The sequence below is a fragment of the Bacillus infantis NRRL B-14911 genome, from assembly GCF_000473245.1.
In the GTDB taxonomy this organism is placed as follows: domain Bacteria; phylum Bacillota; class Bacilli; order Bacillales; family Cytobacillaceae; genus Bacillus_AB; species Bacillus_AB infantis.
In genome coordinates this window covers 2,761,009-2,782,176 of sequence record NC_022524.1, presented here as the reverse complement: position 1 = coordinate 2,782,176, position 21,168 = coordinate 2,761,009, and the positions used below count along the sequence as shown (strand labels likewise).

Here is a 21,168-nt window from a genome sequence, read left to right as displayed (position 1 = left end):
TGTCACATGTGCTCTGTTGCCGGATGAAAATCTTTTGCAGGCACACCTTGTACGGGCAAAGCTCCTTTTATGCTTTATTAGCTAATGAACGGAATATCTGTGTTCTAATGCTTCCCTGTACAATGTTTTGGATGAAAAAATCGCCTATCAGCTTAACATAGTCTTCATCGTCAAAAAGCCTTTTATTCTGAAGCTCCATTTCTGCCAGGCCTTCATAGGTGCACAGAAATGCATATGTATGGTCCGGCCCTGTGACAGGAGTCAGGATTTCTACTTTGTGATCGTACATTTCATTTCTGTGCTGCTGGATTGCTTTTATATTTTCAATAGCTTCTTCAAACTTGTCCTGCTTAAGTTCAAAGGTTTGGTAGACAAAGACAGACATTTCAAACACTCCTTATGCATTAAGGATGACAGCAATTATAGCTTTCACGGAAAAAGAATTTTTATACGGTGAAAAGGGAGAATAATGTTGAATAGGTTTATGCTTTGTATATTTTTCTAATATTGGGTATGATGGAAGAAAAAACTCTTGGAGGCAAACTGTGTTTATTGCAATAATTTTCTTTTTGTTTATGTCCTTTTTCTTGTCGGGGAGTGAAACGGCGCTGACTGCCGTTAATAAAATGAAGCTGAAGACAAGAGCTGAAAATGCTGATCATAAAGCCCAAAAGCTTCTTGATACTGTAGCAAAGCCGGATGAACTGATCACCGCTATCCTGATTGGCAATAATATAGCCAATATCATGCTTCCTACATTGGTCACCATCGTGGCAATCAATTATGGAATTAATGTAGGGATTGCGACCGGTATATTGACAGTCGTCCTGATCATTTTCGCAGAAGTGCTTCCTAAATCCATTGCTGCAACTTTTGCAGATAAAATTGCTTTCATCGTGTTCCCGGTTATCCGTTTTCTGATGATGATTCTGAAGCCATTAACATTTTTGCTGTCAAGATTCACAAGGGGAGTCATCCGTCTGCTTTCGAAGGACAGCGAAGCAGAAGTCAGCTTTTCCAAGGAAGAACTGATCACAATGGTAGATATTGCTACAACGGAAGGGACATTTAATAATGAAGAAACAACGAGGATCAAAGGAGTCATTGATTTCTTTGAACTTGATGTGCGAGATGCCCTGAAAACACCTCGGACTGAGATCATCGGCATTCCTGCTGACTCCTCATATGAAGAGGCGAGGGATATTGTATTGCACAGCCATTATACACGGTATCCTGTGTACAAAGAGAATATGGACAATATTGTCGGGGTTTTTCACAGCAAACAGCTCCTGTCCTGGTCCCTCGACCTTTCAAATGCACTGGATGAATATACAGATAATGACCCTTTATTCATATACGAATTCCATTCAATAGAAAGGGTCTTTAAGCTTATGATGAAAGAGCGCAAGCATATTGCTATCGTCCTTGATGAATACGGAGGTACACGCGGGATCATTACGCATGAAGACATCATTGAGGCAATGATCGGACAGGAAATCAATGACGAAACCGATGATGAAGAAGTGCTGATAGAGGAACTTACCGACTCTCACATTGTCTGCAGCGGAAAGCTGTCCCTCCATCGCCTTAACGAGGCCTTCAAAACGAAGATACCGGAAGAAGAGGATGTTTTGTCCGGTTTCCTGCTGAAGGAATTAGGCTATTTTCCTGAAGAAGGAGAGACTTATGACTACCATCATCTGCGCTTTAAAGTAAAGGAAATAGAAGACAATAAAGTCAAGCAGATCGAGATAACAAAACAGGCTGGTACAGTTGAATAGATAAAAGATCAGATTCTGCCGGGAAAATGGCAGAATCTTTTTTATTGGGAGCTGGAAAGCACACATTGTGATTTGGATAAAAAATCTCATTACTTTTTTCTCTGATAAAAAGGGTTTTGCAGGACAGAGAGCAAATAGAAACTAGAGCCAAAAGAAAAAGGTGAAAATATGAACCCAGAACAGATGAAGGCTGCAGATAAGGCGATTGATTATATGAAGCAGCATCTTGAGGAAGAGATCACCACAAAAGAGCTTGCCGAATTAACAGGCTACAGCCTTTTTCATTTCACGAGGATCTTTAAAAAGGCGACAGGAATCTCTCCGAGGCATTTCCTTAGTGCGTTGAGAATCGAGATGGGGAAGGAAGAACTGGCAAGGAAATCTTCACTGACTAAGGCAAGGATTGCTTCAGGGTATCTTAGCCCGGGTACGTTTCAAACCCGCTTTAAAAATCATGTGGGAATCAGCCCTAAACGATACGAAGCCAGTATGGAAATGCTGCAGAAAATGATGGATGAGACGAAAACGCTGCTCCCTGAGAGAATGGAATCAGAGGCACCGGGAAGCCGGGCAAAAGTAAGCTGTCTTATCCAGGTTCCCCCGGGATTCAGGGGAATTATTTTTGCAGGACTGTTTCCTGAGCCGATTCCCGATCAGAGGCCTGTCAAAGGGACTGCTTTCAGCCATAACAGCCCTCAATGCATTTTCACAGACATCCCGGAAGGAACTTATTATCTGCTGGCAGCAGGGCTGGAGTGGAGCATGAATCCCCTCAGGTATTTTCAGCCGGAAACATTCCTTAGGGGGAAATGGGAAGGAACGGTGGAAATTAAGAAAAACACGGACTGCAAGGCCACCGTTCAGCTGAGGGAGCCGCTGCCCCATGATCCGCCAATCTTAATCAATCTTCCTCTCTTGCTGTTTGAAAAAATAACCAACAAAGCAAACTAGAAGAATTTTTAGGAAAAGTAAGGCAGTATAATCAGGAAAAAGGAGGAGAATGCCGTGCCTATTAAAACTGATATCATCATTCAGGCTGACAAAAGCTTAGTTTGGAGAGCGTGGACCGAATCAGATAGAATAACCGAGTGGTTTGCCCCGGAAGCAGTGATCGAACCGGCAGCAGGAGGGCGGTTCGAATTATATTTCAATCCCTCAGATAAGAGCAGCATGAATACGAAAGGATGCAAAATCCTCAGTATCTTAGAAGAAGAGAAGCTTATGTTTGAATGGAAAGGGCCTGATGCTTTTGCCGGTCTAATGAATAGTGATCATAATCTGACTAAAGTAACCGTAATTCTGGAGGATATTCCGGAAGGTGTACAAATCTCGCTGCAGCATGATGGCTGGGGAGAGAGCGGGCAGTGGGATCAGGCAAAACAATGGCATATAGCGGCCTGGGACCAAATGCTGGCGAGCCTGAAGCAGAGTATTGAATCCGGCAAAGGATTACTTTGCTGCCAATAAGGAAGGGGTAACAGTAATGGCTCAATTATGTGCAATAGGGATTTATGTACCAGACTTAACAAAAGCACTCCGGTTTTATACAGAAGTACTCGATTTCGAAGTAAACAAACAGTATGGCCCGAAAATAGTGTCGCTTGCACACGGGGAACTGCCAATTATCCTGGAAGAAAGTGAAGGTGCTGATTATATAGATAGAAAGGCAGCGACAGGGCCGGTGCTAGTGCTTCAAACGGAAAACATTGAAAATGAAGTCAATCTCCTGAAATCCAAAGGTGCTGATTTACTGATGGAAGAGCCGGCAGCTTGTCCGCCGGGGAAATATATAAGTTTCAGAGATCCGTTCGGCAATATATTAGAATATTTGCAGTTTGATTGAGGAGAATCCAACTTTCTCCTCTTTTTTTGTTTGCCTGGAAAACTTACACTGGAGCTGAAAAATTTGAAAGGAGGAGGGGTTTTATGAAATCGCTTCCAGTAATGCTGTTGCTCTTTTTCTTTACTGCTCCGCTGGTATCATCTGCCGGAGGGGGCGGTGGAAGCGGGGGGAGCCCGGGGCGATGGTATCCCGGAGAAAGTCCCAATATAGTAGATCCAGCTCTTCCGCCGCTCGTGTTTATCCACGGCTACAGCAATTCTGCGAATGTCTGGCTGGAGGAAAATGATATGCCTGAAATAGCAAGGGAATATGGATATCAGACCGCATATGCCGATCTTTATCCGGATCGGGATATGTGGGAAAACGGAATGCTGCTGGCAGGCATGCTTGAAGAAATCTATTATCATTTCGGGCAGAAAAAACTGGCAGTCGTCGCCTACAGCAAGGGCGGTGTGGATAGTCAGACAGCCCTCGTCCATAATGAAGCATATCCTTATGTCTCCCGAGTAATCACCCTATCTACTCCCCACAGCGGCACACAGCTCGCAGACCTTGCCAATAGCAGTGCCGCCGGCTGGCTTTCCGAACTCCTCGGCACCCGCAATGATGCAACTGCCTCACTTCAGACAGGATATATGAGCTATTACCGCAGTTTGACAGACTCCCATTCGAACGCACAGCGGATTCCCTTTTACACAATCGGTGGGACCGGCTGGGGCAGCTTTGGATCGGCAACATATTGGGGAGGCTTGTATTTGAGCCAGTATGGCAGGAATGATGGCGTCGTCCCCCTAATCAGTTCGAGGCTTTCAGGCTTCCCTGTCATAGCTGAGCATTCCTGGAATCATTCAAGCATAAAGCAAGGGTCTGTCATATTTCCCGAGCTGAATCCCTTTTTAACTGCTACTTCTTTCCAAAAAGATCATTATTCCCCCTTGTTAACTGATACGGATTTTTCCCAGGCTGACAGCATGATCATCCACGGTGGAATGGGAGATGAGATGCTTGAAGATTCCTTTCTTATTGAAAATGAAGTAAAGGCAGCCTCAGTGTCTGTGTTGAGCAGCAAACGCCTTCCTGACCTGGTGATAGTGGATGAGCAGGGCAACAGTTATACAGCCGGCAGAACTTATAAAGATGCTTCAGGATTTTTTTCAGGGGCATATGTTACTGAATTTACTATAAAAAATCCTGTACCAGGCAAATGGACTGTGAGCAGCAAAACGGGACGCACCGGATTTCTGTATACGGTCAGCCTCGAGAGAGATAGTAGCATTCCAGGGATTAGCAAAGAGCTGAACAGCTGGAAAAGTGCGCAGGCAGGCAGGAAGTACAAAACAGAATGGATTCATACCAAAGGCAAGGGAGACGGCTATTTAACCTTCCGCGGCCTAAAAGCGGGACTTCCTGATGCTTCAGATTTCAAAGAGGAAGGCATATACAGCCTCACCATCCAAATTACCGGCAAAACCGGCCAGGGTAAAGCATTTGAAAGGAGTATGGTTAAATCCATCTATGTAGATGGAGCAGGCAAAATTTATAAGTAGGATAAAGTATCATAGCCTTCTTATTAAAAGATATGATTCAAGGCATCGGCATACGCCGGTGCCTTGATTTTTAACTATTCGATATTTTTGAAACTTTCGGTTCTGAATATATTGAATAAAAGTTTCGGATAATTTAAAATATTTAATAATACGCCGTATCTTTGTAAGGGAGATGTCTATGGAACATATTAATCTATCCGGAAGAAAGAGAGAGAGCTACAAGCTGGAGTTCAGCCATTCCCTTTTATGGGAGTGCGCCCTTGGCATAGCAGCAGTGACCAACGGGGCGCTGATTGACACGCTTGAGCATTCAGCAAAACTTTCAGGAATCAGGTCGGGGGCCTCTCGCGGCCTTAAGGATCAGCTGGATCATATTGAAAAGAATAATACATGGAAGTCGCTGCTTCAGCTTCTGCATCATGTGGAAGCCCGCACCCTGCAGGAATTTATTTCAGCTGTAGAGAAAATGGATGGAAAAGAGCTGAAGCAGATCTGTCTGCCTTTTCTGGGCCAGGAAAAAGAAGAAGCGAGGAAGCGTGCAGCCTCCGGGCATGCTGAATCCCTTGAAGAATTAATCCGTCATGTGGAAGGGCATAAATTTTTCCCGGCATATATCGCCTATATCTTTAAGGAATCGCCAGGGAAACTGAAGAAGCATTTTATTGCCAGTATGGAAGGCTGGTACCTGGCAGCCATTGAACCGGATAAACACAGGCTTTCAGCAATACTGGAAAAAGATGTTCATGACAAAAAACTGCTGGCTGCCAGGACGTCCCCTGAAGACCTTGCTGAACAGGCAACAGGGGGAATTGCCTACCTTCCAGAGCCTGGTGTTTTTACTGTCAGGCTGATTCCGCAATATGTGTACCGTCCCTGGACCATTGAAGCAGATCTGGAAGGCACAAAGGTATTTTATTATCCGGTTTCAAACAGCAGCCTGCCGGCTGATGTGCCGGACAGTCCGGATTATTTCCTGGTTCAAAAGCAAAAGGCGCTCGGTGATGAATTCAGGCTACGAATTGTCAAGCTCCTTTTCAAGGAGGACCTGCCATTGCAGGATATTACCGAGGAGCTGAATATCGGGAAATCGACTGTACACCATCATCTTAAGATTCTCAGGGCAGCCAAGCTTGCAGAAGTGCACAATCATAAATACAGGCTGAAAAAAGAAGCGGTCCTTTCTTTGGGAAGAGAGCTCGAGAGGTATCTGAGGGGTGGATGTGAATGATCTGGAAACTGAAGCCGTTCCGTTATTTATGGGCAGGTGCAGCCGCTTCAGAAGCAGGGGGAGCACTCGGCACCTTCTGTAATTCGATCATGGTATATGAATTGACAGGATCAAAGCTGGCTCTTGGCAGCATGTGGCTGCTGTATTATCTGCCCTCCCTCATCCTTCAGCTTATTTCAGGGCCATTTATCGACAAATGGAGCCGCAAGTGGATCATGGTAGTCTCACAATGGACAAGAAGTCTTTTTTTTCTTCTTCCTTTTGTGATGATCAGTACCAGCCAGCTTGAAGTTTGGCATATTTACGCTGCCCAGATCGCTGTAGGGCTGGTGTCTCCATTTTATGTCCCGGCAAGCCAGGCCTTACTTCCTTCGCTGATAAAAGGAGACAGTCTGCAGTCTGCCAACGCTGTACTCGACGGTACAGTCAGACTGCTGTCCATGATCATCCCGATGACGGGCGGGGTTGTTATTGAGAGAGCAGGGACAGAGGTGAGTCTGCTGCTCGTGACAATTTTTCTGCTGATAAGCGGCAGCTTTCTTTTATTTATTGCAGAACCAGAAGAAGAAAGGACCATCAGAAAAACATGGATTGAAGAATTCAAGGAGGGAATCTTCTATTATATTAGGAACCCTCTGCTGCTGTGGCTTGGGATTTTCCTTGCTTTCGTCCAGTTTGGGGTAGGAGCCGCCATGGTCCTTAATCTTCCGTACATAACTGACGAACTTTCAGAGAGCTACGGCAGCTACGGCCTCTTTATGGCGGGCTTTCCGGTGGGCTATCTTGCCGGCACGCTTCTTGTCGGGAAGGTGCGAATAAGCAATCGCCGCACTTCTATCCTTGGCGCGCTAATGGCAGGAGGATCGACTTATATCCTGCTGGCGTTTAACGCCAGTCTTGCAGCCGCGGTAGCGATTGAAGCAGCTGCCGGAATTTTTATGGCATTTTTCAATATACAAAGTACAGTCATCTATCAGCAGACGGTACCGGACTATTTGAGAGGAAAAGTTTTCTCGGCCAGGCTGTTCATCATCAGGGGGGCGATGCCCTTGGGAGTGCTTGCAGGAACCCTTTTGGGAAGCCTTTGGGGAGTCAGGCCCATGTTCCTCCTTATTGGGATATTGATCATCACAGCATCTGCAATAGGACTCCTTCATCCTTATTTTGCATTTCTAAATAATCAGACCGGTCATCAGGTACAAGGAACTGAAAGGGAATAACCTGGGTAGAGGGACGTATGTGCCTCCATAAGGGTACTAGCTTTATGCTGAAAAGGGGAATGGATTGCTGGTCAAAAGAATTAAAAAAGTGAATACATTTATATAAAAATAGACTTAGTTTTTTGCTGTATTTACAAGGAGGATATCTTTATGCTTAAACGGGTAGACGGAAGGAGAGGCGCATGGAAGCGTGTTACCGACAGAGCTTATTCACAATGCTGGCTCGATGCTAAAGAATTCACGGGCCACTTAGCTCTCATTGAGTTGATCAAAGTTACGGAAAAACTGACAGTCAAATACGAAGAAAAAGAGATATGCATTGCTGCCGATGGCTACAGCTGGCTTCAGCATTTTCCGGAGGGAAAATTTTATACGGTAACGACCATGATGGATGAGAACGGAGAAATTCTCCAATGGTATATCGATATCTGTCATGAGATTGGACTCGAAGAAAATATTCCCTGGATGGATGATCTGTTCCTGGATATCGTTGTACTGCCAGCAGGAAATGTATATCTGCTGGATGAAGAAGAACTGGAGGATGCCCATAATGCCGGCATAATAACTAGAGAAATGTATAATCTTGCAAGGAATCAGGCTAGTGAACTGATGGCTGCAATCCAGGCCGGCAGCTTCCCGCTATTAAATTTGGCAAAAGAGCATGCTGAAATCGTGAAAAGAGAAGGTTTTTCAGAGCCTGTTAGACCAGATAGCAAAAGACGGTGAACAGAACACTCACTCTGGAGAATGTTCTTCACCGCCTTCTTTTTCCTTTAATGAGTCAGAGCTTTCTTCTTCGCTGCCGGAAAAGTCCTGTGGACTGATGCCGCCTCCGTAGGTTGCGCCGATATTCATCTGGCCGCTGAGTTCCTTTACCCCCAGCTGATTGATATTATTGGTCAATTCGTATTTATCGACTATGAACCTGTCAATATGGAATTCCTGAAAAATGACAGGTGGAGAGCTCTTGGGGTCAGTCTGGGCAGAAGGTATGTCCACATGGGGATTTTCTTTTGTGACAGCATATAAAGCAGAGATTTCCCGCCTCAGTTCTGAATTCTCTTTCTCCAGGCGGGAAAGGGCATTTTCAGTATTCCGGAGACGCTGCTCCAGGTTTCCTATCTGTTGGAGACAGCGGCCGAGTGCTGCATCAATCATTTTTTCAACCTGATTATTTTCTAGAGCAGGACCGGGGGTTTGTTTTATGCCAGCGGCAGGTGTCCGGGCTGTGAATTTCTTTTTCAGGGCGACCAGGCTGCCCAATTCTTTCTCGATGGTTAGGAAACGCCTGATATGGACATCGCATGTCCTGATTTTTTTAGACTCATCTTCAAGAGATTCGATCCTAGATTCAAGCCCGGCCAGACGGTCACCGTGAACCTTGCCAAGTAAATGTTTAAACGCCATATCTCACCACACCATTAAGTCCTTGTTTTTCATTCAATCGGTATCTGTTCCTCTGGCTGGGAGATCTTCCCGTAGCTGATCTCCAGGAGGCCGTTGATAAATTTTGCTGAAAGTTTATTATCATTGGGAATGGCAGGAAGTTTTACAGCTCTTTCAAAATTCCCATGGAATCTTTCTTTTTGAATATTCTTTATACCGCTGTATGGTACGTAAATAGTTCCCCTGATGATCAGCCTGTCACCCTGGAGGAACAGCTGGACATCCTCCCTTTGGATGCCTGGCAGACCTGCCAGCAGGATGATTTGTGTTTCTGTTTCGTATATATCCACTAGCGGAAATTCGGCTGACTTCCGGTAGCCGGCTTCCCCCGGCTCGCCGGCAAAGCTGTTGAAAGCCGCAGATTCCCCGAATTGGCCTCCTGGCCCCTGTTCAAATACCTGGTTCCAAAAATCCCCGCCCTGCACCTTCTGGGCAAGCTCCATCCATTGCTTCATTTTTTCGAGGTCCATCCTATCACCTGCTTTATAAGTTTCCAGGGATCATTGTTTATTATTTATCTTATTTTCAGATATGCTATTCATGCCAAAATGATTGGAAGTTTAGCTGTTTCAAAGAAAATCAGACACATTTTTTTAATAGCTATTGGTATTCTTCTTCCTGTGCCATAATTGAATCAGTTAAAGAGGAGGAGTAAATATGATAATCAGGAAGCTGCTGGCAGAAGACGCAGAAGAATACAAAAAGCTGCGGCTTGAAGCACTGCAAAATAAACCGGAAGCATTTGCTTCCAGTTATGAAGAAGAATGCGGAAACCCTGCCGATTTCTACGCCAAGCGTTTTGCCTCAGGTCTCTCTGCAGAGTTTGGCATATTTGAGAAAGGAGCTTTGGCCGGAACGGCAGCTTTGATCAAGGAGACTAAATTAAAGCTTAAGCATCGGGCCATAATTGCAGCCGTGTACGTAAAGCCTGAATATAGGGGCAGGGGAGCTGCAAGGAAGCTGATTGAAGCTGCTCTTTCTGAAGCCTCTGGTGACCATAATATAGAACAGGTCACCCTCTCAGTTGAAAGTGGGAATGAGCCTGCCAAAAGGCTGTATGCGTCATTTGGATTTACTGTATATGGTGTTGAAAAAAGGGCATTGAAAATTGGTGAAAACTATTATGACGAAGACCATATGATTCTTTATCTGAGTTGAGGAGGCGAGAGCCTTCTTATTTTGTTTTCGTAGTAATTATAATTACCTTTAAAAGTAAGTTTGTGTTGCTTTATAAAGTAATTTATATTACTCTTAAGAAGGAGGTGGAATATTTGGAAAATTTAAGCCTGAATGTTGCCTTGCTTCGGAGAAAAGTCCCGAATTTAACTGCAGCCGCCAAGTCAGTCGGACTTCGTCCGGCTACAGTCTCCAATTTATGCACCGGCAAGATCCCTGTAGGAAGGGCAGAGGTCAGGACAATTGCTGCGCTTGCTGAACTGGCAGAATGCAGCCTGGATGATTTGATCATTAGAGGGGAGAAGGCAGAGATGATTGAAACGAAGATCAAGGCGCTCGATCTGTTTGCACCACTGGCTAAAGGAGGGACAGCCGGTCTTGTCGCAAGGCCGGGAATGGGGCAGCTTGTCCTCCTGACAGAGATATTTTTCCGGCTGAAGAAGGAAGGCTACAAGACAATCCTGCTCATTCCGGAAGGGGAGTATCCAGAACTCCAGGATATTCTGATCAACACCGATTTTTCTGCCGCAACCATTGAGGACGCATACCAACTTCTCACTGACCATTCAAAAAATCAAGATGTTCTGTTTGCTGCTGACAGAGCACATGTGGTAAACGGAACCATACATGATTTGCAGGGCAGGCTGGATGCTGGCGGTCCGGGATCAGTAACGACCTTCCTCCTCGATTTAAAAGGGGAGGCAGTAGATGAAGAATTTCCTTACGGGCCGCTGGAAACCTTATGGCAGTTTGATGCCGACCTTGCTGCCAGGCATTTATATCCTGCCGTGAATCCTATTTATTCTGCCTCATCTGTCCTTGAGGGGGCATATCTGGATCAGGCCCATCTGACCATCCAGCAGAAGGCGCAAAAGCTCCTTCGCCGATATAAGGAGTTAAAGGCGCTTGTCCAAGCCGGGGGAATAAAGAGGCTTCCATCTTCTGAAACACTGGGGTATCAGCGCGGGGCATTGCTGGAAGCCTATCTGACCCAGCCTTTTTATACAGCAGAAGCATTTACAGGCCAAAAAGGGCAATCGGTGTCTCTTCAGGAAAACCTGTCTGACGTCCGAAAAATCCTGGATGGCGGTGCAGATGCTTATTCGGCAGATGAGCTGGCCTATATTGGAAGCCTGGCCAGCCATCAGGAGAAAGAATCATAAGAAAAAGCCCGCTCCAGCGGGCTTTTTCTATATCACACTGTTTTTCACTGAGTTGGAATCATTCAGGTCAGGATCGGCAATCCAGGATATAGGGATATTCACAGGCGAGACGTCTCCATTTTGTTCGCCAAATCCCTGGTTTCTCTTATACGAGATGAACTGGTCGATAAATTGGTTCGGCCCCATATTCACAATAGAAGCATGGTCAAGCACATTGACCTTTAAGGCGAGAAGATTTACCACCATGGGGGCAAATATCACTGGCATCACTCCCTACAGATTTGGAATTCTCGCAGAATCGAAGGTCGAATTGGAGTCAAGCTGATCACGGTCATCAACGATTCCCTTTGTACCGATAAATCCGCTTGCATCCCCAAAATTCTGTCCGTAGCCCTGATTCTTTTTATCCGAATTATGCCACTCGGCAAGAAGGTTCTGGCCGATATTGACAGCGGAAGCATTCTCGAAAGAATTGATCTTGATTGCGCAGATGTTGATATTGATAAATGGCGCAGGAGCCGGCAATTATATCTCCCCCTTTGTTTGCTTCTAAGTATATTCAGCTCAGCATAATTTATGATAAACGGGCGTTGCGAAGAAAAGGGGGAAAAGCATGTTCTATCCTGCGCGTGTAACCATAGGCAAGACATCAATAAGAAGTTCTGATCATGGTAATGGCATAGTATTTGGCCAGAATATTACGGTTAACAAAGCCGTGAATGGAAAGAAAAATCAGGGATTTGGACAGCAGTCTGCTGACGGGGTTTTTCTGGCGATGCCGGCAGGTGTAGTGTGGGATGGTGAGCAGGATGACAGCAGAAGTGTGAAAAATAACAACATCTAGCTAGGCCACAAAGGTCCGCAGAATTTTAGAATAACTGTCCAAGTCGCTGCATACCTATAAAGTATATACCTCCGAAAGCAAAAGCCCTGCTGCTAAAAGTACGGGGCTTTTGCTTTATGGTTCTAATCAGAGGAATTATTTGCTATAATAAACTTGACGAAAATGATTATCATTATTGATGAGGTGCTTGCTGTAATGAATATTGAACAATTGGTTACCACTAGAAGAACAATTAAAAAGTTTAAAGCAGATCCAGTGGATGAGGCGCTGTTCATGAAGTGGCTTCAAGCGGCCAGCCTTGCTCCCAACCATAAAATGACTGAGCCTTGGGATATTATTTTTGCCGGCCCGGAGACACGCGGAAAGCTGAAGCATAAAACAGATTTTGGCGGAGCGCCGGAAGTGATGGCCGTCACAGTCAAGCATGGAAAAACAGATCTGGAGACAGTTGAAAATACAGCTGCCGTTGCATGCTTTATCCAGAATTTCATGCTGCAGGCATGGGATGAGGGAGTTGGGACTTTCTGGTGTTCTCTTGGTGCTTCAAAGGCTGCGAGGGAAGTGCTCGGAGTTGAGGAAGGGAGCGAAGTAGTCGGCATCATCGCTTTTGGCTACCCTGAAGAAATCCCGGCTATCAAAGATCGCATCAGCATTGAAGATAAGATTAAAAAGCTTCCATAAATAATGGATAGAAGGACAAGGCAATTGCCTGTCCTTTTTTATTTTGGCAAATTCGGCTGAAAACTATAAAAAGAATACCTCTAAATCTTAAGAGACAGAAAGCAAAATCCCTTTATCGCCTTCATTTTTCGGCTATAATGAATCTAGCAGAAAATACAGGGGGCATTAAAATAATGAAACTAGTTGAATATAGCCGGAGAAGGGTAGGATGACGGAAGATTTCTGGTCGCCCGTCCGGCTGTCGATTTCTGTGGCTGCCATTTCATTGGCCATTGTTTTTGCTGCAGGCATTCTTCTGGCAAGATTGCTTGCATTTAAAAAATTTAAAGGAAAGCCGCTTATAGAAACCATCCTCCTCCTGCCTCTCGTACTCCCCCCATCAGTGGTCGGATTCCTGCTGATCATCGTGTTTGGAAAGCAGTCATTCTTTGGGAGAGCGATAGAAATCTTTATTGGGCAGCCGGTTATATTTACATGGCTGGCAGCCGTAATCGCGTCCAGTGTTGTCGCCTTTCCTCTGATGTACCAGTCTGCAAAGACAGGCTTTGAAACGATCGAGAAGGAAATAGAGGATGCTTCAAGAGTTGATGGAGCTTCAGAGGTGAAGGTTTTTCTCTATATAGCACTGCCGCTGTCGGCCAAAGCCCTGGCAGCCGGAGCCATACTCAGCTTTGCCAGAGCACTTGGGGAGTTTGGGGCAACACTGATGTTTGCCGGCAATATTCCCGGCAAAACACAAACGATTCCGACGGCCATTTATTTTGCCATTGACTCGGGCAATATGGAGATGGCCTGGCTTTGGACGGCAGTCATGATCGGCATTTCCTTTATCATGCTTGCAGCAGTCAATGCTTTCAGCAAATAAAAATTTCGGTATACGAAATTTTTACGCAGAGAAACAGGGTTTTTGCTGTCATGCCAAGAATATATAATAAGTCCGAAAACCAGAGGAGGAAAAAGCATGACAGCAGAACAGTTTTTACAAAAGCAAAACGAAGCCTTGCAAAAGCTCCAGAAAAAGCGCGCTGAAGCTTCATGGAAAGCTTCTACAACTGGAGAAGATGAATGGAACAGGAAGACAGCTGAGGCACAGACGGAGGTCAGCCTCTACTTATCAGATTCTGAAAGATTTCAAGAGGTAAAGGAATTCCTCGAAAGCGGGGAACTAAACCAGCTTGAACAAAGGCAGCTGCAGCTGCTGAAGAACAGCATGGTAAAAAATCAGCTTGACGCAGATGTACTTAAGGAACTTTCTGTAAGAAGCTCAGAGTTAGTAGGTGTCTTCAATACATACAGAGCCGTTCTGGATGGAAGGGAAGTGTCGGAAAATGATATCAGGAAAATCCTTACAGATAGCAAGGATAACGAGCTGCGTGAGAGGGCCTGGCATGCAAGCAAGACAATTGGCAGCAAAGTCGAAAAGAAGCTAATTGACCTTGTGAAATTAAGGAACGAAACAGCCATGAAGCTTGGCTACAGAAATTTTCATGAAATGAGCTTTGAACTCCAGGAGCTGGACAGGGACGTTATTTTTGCTATCTTCGATGAGCTGAAGAAAATTTCGGATGAACCATTCCATCAGCTGAAGCGGGAAATGGATGAGGAAATTGCAGAACGCCTTTCCATATCAATAGATGAAATCAGGCCTTGGCATTATGCGGATCCATTCTTTCAGGAAGCGCCTCCTTCTAAAGCACTGAACTTGGATTCTTACTATGAAGGGAAGAATCTGGAGGAGCTGACAGCTGCTACATTTGCTTCCATGGGAATGGAGATAGGGGATATGCTGGAAAACAGCGATCTTTATCCGCGGGAAAAGAAAAATCAGCATGCATTTTGTACAGACATCGACAGGGAAGGGGACGTAAGGGTCCTGTGCAACAACAGCAGCAGTGACTACTGGTCGACCACCATGCTGCATGAGTTCGGGCATGCCGTATATTTCAAATATATTGACCGAGATCTTCCTTTCCTTCTCAGAGCACCGGCACATACATTGACGACTGAAGCGATTGCGATGCTTTACGGACGGATGGGCCGGAATCCGGAGTGGCTGGGGAAATTCCTCGGCATTAATGAGCAGGAATTAAAAGAACTGGCTGGCGAGCTGAAATTGGCGCTCAGAAGGCAGATGCTCATTTCAGCCCGCTGGTTCATCACTTTTTCGCTGTTTGAAAAAGAACTATATGAAAATCCGGACCAGGATCTGAACCGTCTCTGGTGGAAAATCGTCAAAGAGGTCCAATTCCTGAATCCGCCGGAAAATCAGGATATCCCGCACTGGGCAGCTAAGATCCACTTTACCCTTGTGCCTGTATACTATCAAAATTATCTGTTGGGGGAACTTACAACCTCACAGCTGGAACAGCATATCAAGAAAAATCTGAAGGGTGATATTCTTTCTAAAGAAGCAGGAAGCTATCTGCTAGAAGAATTTTTCAAGCCGGGAGCGGCCCTCCACTGGAATGAAAAGATAGAAAAAGCAACCGGCGAAAAACTCAACCCGCAGCATTTCATAGACCAATTCGTAGGGGATCTGCAGCAGGCATAACAGAAAAAAGGCCGCTTTCTTCACAGGAAGCGGCTTTTATAATGGAAAGGAAGGAAACTTTTATATGAAAGTAAACGTCTATATAGTACATGCATTCTGCAGGGACAATAAGGGAGGAAACCCGGCAGGAGTGGTTCTCGACACAGATGGCCTGAGCACCGTCCAGATGCAGAAAGTTGCCTCAATGGCGGGATTTTCTGAAACGGCATTTATCAGCCGTTCAAGAGCAGGTGAAATATCCTTGAGGTACTTTACACCGGAGAACGAAGTCGACCTTTGCGGACACGCTACTGTCGCCTCCTTCCATCTGCTTGTCAAGGAAGGCAGGATTCCCCCTGGAGAGCACACATTTGAATGTCATGCAGGCCTTCTTAAAGCAAGAGCGAGTGACACGGGAGAGATCTTCCTTGAACAGCCTCTTCCGAAAATGGGAACAGCTCTTCCTCCAGAAGAGGCTGCAGTTTCCTTGGGAATCAGCCTTGATGATCTTGCTGAAGGTCTTCCGGTCCAGATTGTTTCTGCCGGCCTTCCGGACATTATGGTCCCTATCCGTTCCCGTGATGTTCTGGAATCGATCCGGCCTGATTTCGTGCGGGTGGCTGAGATCAGCAGAAAGTATCAGGCAATAGGGTATCATCTGTTTGCTTTCAATGAAAAAGGCAGTCCTGCGGCAGTCTGCCGCAATCTTGCTCCTGCAGCCGGCATACCAGAGGAAAGTGCGACAGGAACTGCCAGCGGCGCTCTATGCGGCTATCTTTATCATCATCAAAAAATTGCAGCCGGCCCGCATTTTTTTCACCAGGGAGAAACAATGGGGCTGCCCTCTATCATAAAGGCAAATCTATCAGCCGCAGATGATTCAGGGGAAATTGAAAGACTGGAAATAGGCGGTGCGGCGAAAGTGAAAGACAAGATGGTGATGCACATTTAATGCTGTATACATAAAAATTTTCGACAGCATCCCATGCAGCCAGCTTAAATCCACAGCAATAGACGTCCAATCTTCTGCCTGTGCTTCACTGAGTGTCATAGTTTGTAAAGAAAGCTCGCTATTTGTTCATATCTTTTAGGCGGAAAATGGTTTAAGATAGAAATAAGTTAATAGACGGACTTTTTAGAAAAAACAATAATGGTATTGTCAGTCAAACTTCAGACTCAGAATGATAGATGGAGGGATATGAGTGAGTGCAAGCATCGCAGTAAAACTGATAGAAGACTATTCAAACTATGAAGACGAAACACTGGTGGTCCTTTTTCAAAATGGGGATGGTATGGCATCTGAATATCTTATGAAAAAATACAGGCACTTTGTCAGGGCGAAGGCGAGCAAATTCTTTTTGATCGGCGGAGACAAAGATGATCTTTTTCAGGAAGGCATGATCGGGCTATATAAAGCCATCCGTGATTTCAAGGAGGACAAGCTTGCTTCATTCAAAGTGTTTGCTGAGCTGTGCATTACAAGGCAGATCATCACCGCTGTAAAAACGGCCACCCGCCAGAAGCAAATGCCGCTTAATTCCTATATTTCACTGGACAAGCCGATATATGAAGATGAATCCAAGCACACACTCATGGATATCCTCCCGGGAACCATGGTTACAGATCCGGCCATTCTGATTGTGAACCAGGAGAACACTGCAGACATCGAAGAGAAAATAGCCGAGAAGCTGAGCGATCTGGAACGGAAGGTTCTCGATCTATACGTTGCCGGCCACTCTTATATTGAGATCTCTGAGGAATTGGATACTCACGTCAAATCAATCGACAACGCCCTCCAGCGCGTTAAACGAAAACTTGACCGCTATCTTGAAAGACGTGAGCTGGTCATTTAAGGAACGGGGAGCTCCCTTTGGAAACAGGGGGCTTTTTTCTTTGGAAGCAGAGTTGTGAATTGTCCTATCGTACGGGGATCCAATAAAAAATGAAATCCCGGCAAACGCCGGGATTTCCGATCAATATCCTTCCCTTCTGGCAGATGGTTCATCTCCTGGAGTATCTCCAAGCTGGTTCCCTTCATGGGAAGGGCGAAGCAGTTCATCTTCTTCAATGGTGTTATCAACAAACAGGACATATTGCCCGTCAAATACCCTCTGCGCAAACTCTTCTGCATCTTTATCAGCTGCACCATAGCTCGCGTACTCATCGTTTGAGTGGATACCTGAGCTGGTTCCCGGATCTGCACCTAAAAACAAGGCTTTAGCGGAATCCAGAAAGCGCTGGTTTCCGAGTTCCTGTGAGCCGATGATTTTGGCAATGGCCCCGTATGTTTCAGCAAGTGCTTCAATATTGGATCCGTCCTTTGAAACGATTACCAGCTTTCTGCTGTTATAGCCGTTGTCCTTAGCTGAAGAGAGTGCTTCCGTAAGCTCCTCGATCGAATCATAGCCGCCAATCAATTGATTATTCATGAATATTCTCCTCCAGTAGATTAATAGAATTACCTCTATCATTCCCTTGTTTTACTGGGAAGAAACGTTGTGAAGCTTTTCTCACATTACAGGGAGTTTTTGAAAAACCTCTTTGTAAAGCTTATTGGAATACATTTCTGCAGGTCCTGCATCAACTAATTATCTCTGAATGATGTCCCATGCTTTATAATGCGATATAATAGAGACATCGTAACTAGGAGGAATCGACACATGAAGCCATTTGACAAAATTTCTTCATATTTTAAGACCTATGCACAATCACTGGCAGATGAATTGGTGGATAGCATTGTTCAGGAATTTGACTTTGAGGTGCCAAAGGAAGAAATTCAGAATGCCAAAAAGACTTATGAATCTTTTATGAAGTTTATTGGGGAGTCCATTGTGTCCGAAACTGAGAAGATGCCTGACGGATTGCTGGATTGGAGCAAGAAGAATGGAGAGCGGCAGGCAAAAAACGGCGGCCGCATTTCGGACATCTTAATGCGTTATCCTGATTCCAGGCAAGTGTTTATCGACAAAGTGACCAGTATAGGAAAAGAATTTGATTTAGGCATGGACGAAGTTGTACTGCTGATAAAAAAGGTGAATTTGATTCTGGATATCAGCATCAATGAAACTGTATTTGCTTTTGAACGATTTTCCGGATTACTTTTGGAAAAGGCACGGGATGAGGTTAATGAACTGACTGCTCCTGTCGTTCCCATACAAGATGGCATTGCTGTTCTTCCGCTGATTGGCTCAATTGATTATGACAGGGCCAAGCTGATTATGGAAAAAGTGGTGCCGGAAATTAAAAAACTGCAGATAGAATGCCTGATCATGGACTTTTCCGGCACTGTCAATATAGACGCCCAAATCGCAAAGTATGTATTTGATATCCGTAGTGTACTCCGTCTAGTAGGGGTGAATACAATCGCTTCAGGGGTCCGGCCGGATCTTGCGCAGCAGGCTGTTACAGAAGGAATCGATCTTACCTCTGTACCGACCTTTGCAAATGTAAAGCAGGCCATTGAGAGCCTTGAGGAAGAATGATTAGAAAAGGGTGAACCGTCCTGGTTCGCCCTTTTTGTGTACAGAAATTATCCGGATGGTGCATCAGTGTCTTCTGTCAGTGTTATTTTGGACAGCTCTGTTAGTATGGTGGCAGCACCTATGATTTGTTTTGTGCTGTCAAAGAGTGGGTGGGCAAAGATCATATATGTATAAAGATAATTGTCCGGAAGTGAAAAGGAGACTGTTTTTCGGATCGAAATCTGTTTTTCTATGACAGTTCTTTTCATTTGTGCATACATTTGTCCCCCTATCCCAAGGCCCAGCTCATCGTCCCGTTTCCCTATGAGAGATTCAGGCGGGAATAAGGGATGGTAATTGAAAATCCATGTATATTTTAAATCCATGTCACAATGAGCGATGATCATGGGTGCAGCCTCCAGTGCATAACGGAAAGGACTTTCATCATCCGCATTAAAGGCAGAAGAGTGGAAGTTCAGGATCTGGGCAATCTTTTGCCTGATTTCCTCACTGGGATTCCTCACCCCGCTCTCAATTTGTGCATAATAAGCCCTGTCGATGAACGCCTTAGTAGCCACGGTCTCCTGGGTCAGCTTTCTGGCTTTTCTTATTTTAATTAACCAATCTCGTTTATGTTGTTTATACATGGCTCTAGGTTATCATGTATCACTGATAATGGGCGTGGCTTTTGAGACACAGGCTGCATATTTGATGGAGAAAAGGGTAGATGTATAAATTACTTAAAAGAATCTGGCTTTATTTAATGAATGGTCAGAAGTTAGAGTACGGATGAATGATGAAATGAAAGAGAGGGTATAAGTCTTTTATACATAATGAAAGTGATGTGATACTTTGCCAAGCTCTAAATGGTTTAAAATCGGCTATGGAATTATTATTGTGATGGTTATTATCTTCCTCGCAACGAAAATCGATTTTATTTTTACACCGATTGAAATATTCTTTGAAACTCTATTTATGCCTTTTCTGATATCGGGGGTTATTTATTATCTGCTGCGCCCCATCGTTTATTTCCTTAACAGGAAAAAGGTTCCAAAGGTTGTTTCCATCCTCTTGATCTACCTTATCGTCATTGGAGGGACAGCCGCACTTGTGTACTTTGTGGGGCCCGAGCTGCAGCGCCAGTTCAAAGATCTGATGGACAATTACCCGCAATATATAGAGGGGCTTAGAAACAAAGCGGATGAGCTTCAGAACAGCGCATGGTTTTCCCGTTTCCAGGAAAACGATTATATTACCTTCGACTATATTACAGAACAGATGAGTTCATATTTCAAATCAAACTTCTCGGATTTAAGCTCCCGCCTGACGGGCGTGTTCAGCATCGTCACGAGTGTTGTAACCGTGATTGTAACAGTGCCCTTCATTGTCTTTTATCTCCTGAAGGACAGCGAAGGGGCTTCAAAGGGCATGGTCAGATATTTGCCGTATTTCCAGGCTGCAGAGACAAGGAAAATACTAAAGGATATGGATGAAGCCCTCAGCTCCTATATACAGGGCCAGGCAATCGTCAGCTTCATTGTGGGTGTCATGATGTATATCGGCTATCTGATTATTGGAATCAATTATTCTCTTATTCTGGCTATTGTGGCCATGTTAACAAATGTCATTCCCTTCCTGGGGCCATTTCTAGCCCTAGTCCCGGCAGTCATCGTAGGGTTTACTATGTCGCCTTTTATGGCGCTGAAAGTCATTCTCGTGGTGATAGTGGTCCAGCAAATAGACGGAAATGTATCTTCTCCGCTCATCATGGGGAGAAAGCTGGATGTCCATCCGCTTACCATTATCCTGATCCTGTTGGTTGCGGGCAATCTTGCTGGTCTGATCGGGATGATCGTCGCTGTTCCTGCCTATGCAATCATCAAGGTCATCATCAGCCATGCCTACAGGCTTTATACATTGAAGAAGGCTGACCGTGACCAGATTATCCAGGTTGAAGATTGATGGTTTCAATCATGCAGAAAAACGGGAACAGAATAGTACAACCCATACAACAGGAGGAAGCTGCATGAACCGATATAAAATTGTATATAAAAACCGTGAGGACCAATTCATCAGCACTGAATTTTATGCAGACTGCATCACTGACCTGATTCCGCAGCTTACAAATCTTGAGAGGAAATTCAAAATTGTAGAAGTAAAGAATATGATGTACGCACAAAGAAAATGAAAAGAAAGCAGCGCTGAATGCCGGCGCTGCTTTTTCATGCTTAACAGCAGGAAGCGGAAG

General features: G+C 44.9%; 26 protein-coding genes. 19 read left to right on the top strand and 7 right to left on the bottom strand.

Going from position 1 to position 21,168, the window contains the following annotated elements; all coding sequences use genetic code 11:
* Positions 1–67: 67 nt before the first annotated feature.
* The gene (locus tag N288_RS14140) at positions 68–385 is read right to left on the bottom strand and encodes a hypothetical protein (protein ID WP_009793185.1); all 318 of its coding nucleotides are present in this window, start codon (positions 383–385) and stop codon (positions 68–70) included.
* A 160-nt stretch (positions 386–545) separates the two neighbouring features.
* On the opposite strand from N288_RS14140, the gene N288_RS14135 reads away from it, so the two are divergent.
* From N288_RS14135 to N288_RS14100, 8 genes are all read left to right on the top strand, one after another.
* On the top strand, positions 546–1,781 hold the full coding sequence (locus N288_RS14135; protein WP_022544030.1) for a hemolysin family protein: 1,236 nt from the start codon (positions 546–548) through the stop codon (positions 1,779–1,781).
* A gap of 168 nt (positions 1,782–1,949) precedes the next feature.
* Positions 1,950–2,732 carry a helix-turn-helix domain-containing protein gene (locus tag N288_RS14130; protein WP_009793187.1) on the top strand — a complete coding sequence of 261 codons (783 nt, stop codon included), beginning with the start codon at positions 1,950–1,952 and terminating at the stop codon, positions 2,730–2,732.
* Between the two features lie 54 nt (positions 2,733–2,786).
* The gene (locus N288_RS14125; protein ID WP_009793188.1) at positions 2,787–3,248 is read left to right on the top strand and encodes an SRPBCC family protein; all 462 of its coding nucleotides are present in this window, start codon (positions 2,787–2,789) and stop codon (positions 3,246–3,248) included.
* Positions 3,249–3,264: 16 nt separating this feature from the next.
* Positions 3,265–3,624 (top strand): VOC family protein, encoded by a 360-nt coding sequence (locus N288_RS14120; RefSeq protein ID WP_022544029.1) that lies wholly within the window; start codon positions 3,265–3,267, stop codon positions 3,622–3,624.
* Between the two features lie 83 nt (positions 3,625–3,707).
* A complete protein-coding gene (locus N288_RS14115) occupies positions 3,708–5,171 on the top strand; it encodes an esterase/lipase family protein (RefSeq protein WP_022544028.1) in 1,464 nt (487 codons plus the stop codon).
* 178 nt (positions 5,172–5,349) lie between these two features.
* Positions 5,350–6,399: an ArsR/SmtB family transcription factor gene (locus tag N288_RS14110; RefSeq protein ID WP_009793191.1), complete on the top strand. Its 1,050-nt coding sequence runs from the start codon at positions 5,350–5,352 to the stop codon at positions 6,397–6,399.
* Positions 6,396–7,619, top strand: coding sequence for an MFS transporter (locus N288_RS14105; RefSeq protein ID WP_009793192.1), 1,224 nt, complete (start codon positions 6,396–6,398; stop codon positions 7,617–7,619). Before N288_RS14110 ends, N288_RS14105 begins: the two co-directional genes overlap by 4 nt.
* Before the next feature lie 150 nt (positions 7,620–7,769).
* Positions 7,770–8,345: a DUF402 domain-containing protein gene (locus tag N288_RS14100; protein WP_009793193.1), complete on the top strand. Its 576-nt coding sequence runs from the start codon at positions 7,770–7,772 to the stop codon at positions 8,343–8,345.
* Between the two features lie 9 nt (positions 8,346–8,354).
* Here N288_RS14100 and N288_RS14095 read toward each other — a convergent pair whose 3' ends face one another.
* Both N288_RS14095 and N288_RS14090 read right to left on the bottom strand, forming a co-directional pair.
* Positions 8,355–9,026: a hypothetical protein gene (locus N288_RS14095; protein WP_009793194.1), complete on the bottom strand. Its 672-nt coding sequence runs from the start codon at positions 9,024–9,026 to the stop codon at positions 8,355–8,357.
* 29 nt (positions 9,027–9,055) lie between these two features.
* Positions 9,056–9,535, bottom strand: coding sequence for an Hsp20/alpha crystallin family protein (locus tag N288_RS14090; RefSeq protein ID WP_009793195.1), 480 nt, complete (start codon positions 9,533–9,535; stop codon positions 9,056–9,058).
* A 187-nt stretch (positions 9,536–9,722) separates the two neighbouring features.
* On the opposite strand from N288_RS14090, the gene N288_RS14085 reads away from it, so the two are divergent.
* Positions 9,723–10,223 carry a GNAT family N-acetyltransferase gene (locus tag N288_RS14085; protein ID WP_009793196.1) on the top strand — a complete coding sequence of 167 codons (501 nt, stop codon included), beginning with the start codon at positions 9,723–9,725 and terminating at the stop codon, positions 10,221–10,223.
* Between the two features lie 113 nt (positions 10,224–10,336).
* Complete coding sequence (locus N288_RS14080; protein WP_022544027.1) at positions 10,337–11,404, top strand: ATP synthase subunit B; 1,068 nt, start codon at positions 10,337–10,339, stop codon at positions 11,402–11,404.
* A gap of 27 nt (positions 11,405–11,431) precedes the next feature.
* On the opposite strand, the gene N288_RS14075 is transcribed toward N288_RS14080, so the two are convergent.
* Together N288_RS14075 and N288_RS14070 are read right to left on the bottom strand one after the other, a co-directional pair.
* Positions 11,432–11,665, bottom strand: a complete 234-nt coding sequence (locus tag N288_RS14075; protein WP_022544026.1) for a hypothetical protein — start codon at positions 11,663–11,665, stop codon at positions 11,432–11,434.
* A gap of 12 nt (positions 11,666–11,677) precedes the next feature.
* A complete protein-coding gene (locus N288_RS14070) occupies positions 11,678–11,929 on the bottom strand; it encodes a hypothetical protein (protein WP_009793199.1) in 252 nt (83 codons plus the stop codon).
* Between the two features lie 88 nt (positions 11,930–12,017).
* On the opposite strand from N288_RS14070, the gene N288_RS14065 reads away from it, so the two are divergent.
* The 6 genes from N288_RS14065 to sigH all read left to right on the top strand — a co-directional run bounded on the left by N288_RS14065 (position 12,018) and on the right by sigH (position 17,312).
* On the top strand, positions 12,018–12,248 hold the full coding sequence (locus N288_RS14065; protein WP_009793200.1) for a hypothetical protein: 231 nt from the start codon (positions 12,018–12,020) through the stop codon (positions 12,246–12,248).
* 195 nt (positions 12,249–12,443) lie between these two features.
* Positions 12,444–12,929: a nitroreductase family protein gene (locus N288_RS14060; RefSeq protein WP_035402357.1), complete on the top strand. Its 486-nt coding sequence runs from the start codon at positions 12,444–12,446 to the stop codon at positions 12,927–12,929.
* Between the two features lie 208 nt (positions 12,930–13,137).
* Positions 13,138–13,794 carry a molybdate ABC transporter permease subunit gene (gene modB, locus N288_RS14055; protein ID WP_009793202.1) on the top strand — a complete coding sequence of 219 codons (657 nt, stop codon included), beginning with the start codon at positions 13,138–13,140 and terminating at the stop codon, positions 13,792–13,794.
* A gap of 96 nt (positions 13,795–13,890) precedes the next feature.
* A complete protein-coding gene (locus N288_RS14050; protein WP_022544025.1) occupies positions 13,891–15,480 on the top strand; it encodes a M2 family metallopeptidase in 1,590 nt (529 codons plus the stop codon).
* A 64-nt stretch (positions 15,481–15,544) separates the two neighbouring features.
* Entirely contained in the window at positions 15,545–16,411 is an 867-nt protein-coding gene (locus tag N288_RS14045) for a PhzF family phenazine biosynthesis protein (RefSeq protein ID WP_009793204.1), read from the top strand.
* Between the two features lie 250 nt (positions 16,412–16,661).
* Positions 16,662–17,312, top strand: coding sequence for an RNA polymerase sporulation sigma factor SigH (sigH, locus tag N288_RS14040; protein ID WP_009793205.1), 651 nt, complete (start codon positions 16,662–16,664; stop codon positions 17,310–17,312).
* A 120-nt stretch (positions 17,313–17,432) separates the two neighbouring features.
* Here sigH and N288_RS14035 read toward each other — a convergent pair whose 3' ends face one another.
* A complete protein-coding gene (locus N288_RS14035) occupies positions 17,433–17,888 on the bottom strand; it encodes a general stress protein (protein ID WP_009793206.1) in 456 nt (151 codons plus the stop codon).
* 231 nt (positions 17,889–18,119) lie between these two features.
* Between N288_RS14035 and N288_RS14030 the strand changes: the two genes are divergently transcribed.
* Positions 18,120–18,941 (top strand): STAS domain-containing protein, encoded by an 822-nt coding sequence (locus N288_RS14030; protein WP_009793207.1) that lies wholly within the window; start codon positions 18,120–18,122, stop codon positions 18,939–18,941.
* A gap of 47 nt (positions 18,942–18,988) precedes the next feature.
* Here the strand turns inward: N288_RS14030 and N288_RS14025 are convergent, their stop codons facing one another.
* Positions 18,989–19,567 carry a helix-turn-helix domain-containing protein gene (locus tag N288_RS14025; protein ID WP_009793208.1) on the bottom strand — a complete coding sequence of 193 codons (579 nt, stop codon included), beginning with the start codon at positions 19,565–19,567 and terminating at the stop codon, positions 18,989–18,991.
* 205 nt (positions 19,568–19,772) lie between these two features.
* Between N288_RS14025 and N288_RS14020 the strand changes: the two genes are divergently transcribed.
* Positions 19,773–20,882 (top strand): AI-2E family transporter, encoded by a 1,110-nt coding sequence (locus tag N288_RS14020; protein ID WP_009793210.1) that lies wholly within the window; start codon positions 19,773–19,775, stop codon positions 20,880–20,882.
* A 64-nt stretch (positions 20,883–20,946) separates the two neighbouring features.
* A complete protein-coding gene (locus N288_RS25180; RefSeq protein ID WP_022544023.1) occupies positions 20,947–21,108 on the top strand; it encodes a hypothetical protein in 162 nt (53 codons plus the stop codon).
* The last annotated feature ends 60 nt before the right edge of the window (positions 21,109–21,168 follow it).

Excerpts from the sequence above, each read along its gene's own strand:
- N288_RS14140 (WP_009793185.1), bottom strand. The coding sequence starts at position 385 with ATGTCTGTCTTTGTCTACCAAACCTTTGAACTTAAGCAGGACAAGTTT.
- N288_RS14130 (WP_009793187.1), top strand. The coding sequence starts at position 1,950 with ATGAACCCAGAACAGATGAAGGCTGCAGATAAGGCGATTGATTATATG.
- N288_RS14120 (WP_022544029.1), top strand. The coding sequence starts at position 3,265 with ATGGCTCAATTATGTGCAATAGGGATTTATGTACCAGACTTAACAAAA.
- N288_RS14115 (WP_022544028.1), top strand. The coding sequence starts at position 3,708 with ATGAAATCGCTTCCAGTAATGCTGTTGCTCTTTTTCTTTACTGCTCCG.
- N288_RS14110 (WP_009793191.1), top strand. The coding sequence starts at position 5,350 with ATGGAACATATTAATCTATCCGGAAGAAAGAGAGAGAGCTACAAGCTG.
- N288_RS14105 (WP_009793192.1), top strand. The coding sequence starts at position 6,396 with ATGATCTGGAAACTGAAGCCGTTCCGTTATTTATGGGCAGGTGCAGCC.
- N288_RS14100 (WP_009793193.1), top strand. The coding sequence starts at position 7,770 with ATGCTTAAACGGGTAGACGGAAGGAGAGGCGCATGGAAGCGTGTTACC.
- N288_RS14095 (WP_009793194.1), bottom strand. The coding sequence starts at position 9,026 with ATGGCGTTTAAACATTTACTTGGCAAGGTTCACGGTGACCGTCTGGCC.
- N288_RS14090 (WP_009793195.1), bottom strand. The coding sequence starts at position 9,535 with ATGGACCTCGAAAAAATGAAGCAATGGATGGAGCTTGCCCAGAAGGTG.
- N288_RS14085 (WP_009793196.1), top strand. The coding sequence starts at position 9,723 with ATGATAATCAGGAAGCTGCTGGCAGAAGACGCAGAAGAATACAAAAAG.
- N288_RS14065 (WP_009793200.1), top strand. The coding sequence starts at position 12,018 with ATGTTCTATCCTGCGCGTGTAACCATAGGCAAGACATCAATAAGAAGT.
- N288_RS14060 (WP_035402357.1), top strand. The coding sequence starts at position 12,444 with ATGAATATTGAACAATTGGTTACCACTAGAAGAACAATTAAAAAGTTT.
- modB (WP_009793202.1), top strand. The coding sequence starts at position 13,138 with ATGACGGAAGATTTCTGGTCGCCCGTCCGGCTGTCGATTTCTGTGGCT.
- N288_RS14050 (WP_022544025.1), top strand. The coding sequence starts at position 13,891 with ATGACAGCAGAACAGTTTTTACAAAAGCAAAACGAAGCCTTGCAAAAG.
- N288_RS14045 (WP_009793204.1), top strand. The coding sequence starts at position 15,545 with ATGAAAGTAAACGTCTATATAGTACATGCATTCTGCAGGGACAATAAG.
- N288_RS14035 (WP_009793206.1), bottom strand. The coding sequence starts at position 17,888 with ATGAATAATCAATTGATTGGCGGCTATGATTCGATCGAGGAGCTTACG.
- N288_RS14030 (WP_009793207.1), top strand. The coding sequence starts at position 18,120 with ATGAAGCCATTTGACAAAATTTCTTCATATTTTAAGACCTATGCACAA.
- N288_RS14025 (WP_009793208.1), bottom strand. The coding sequence starts at position 19,567 with ATGTATAAACAACATAAACGAGATTGGTTAATTAAAATAAGAAAAGCC.
- N288_RS25180 (WP_022544023.1), top strand. The coding sequence starts at position 20,947 with ATGAACCGATATAAAATTGTATATAAAAACCGTGAGGACCAATTCATC.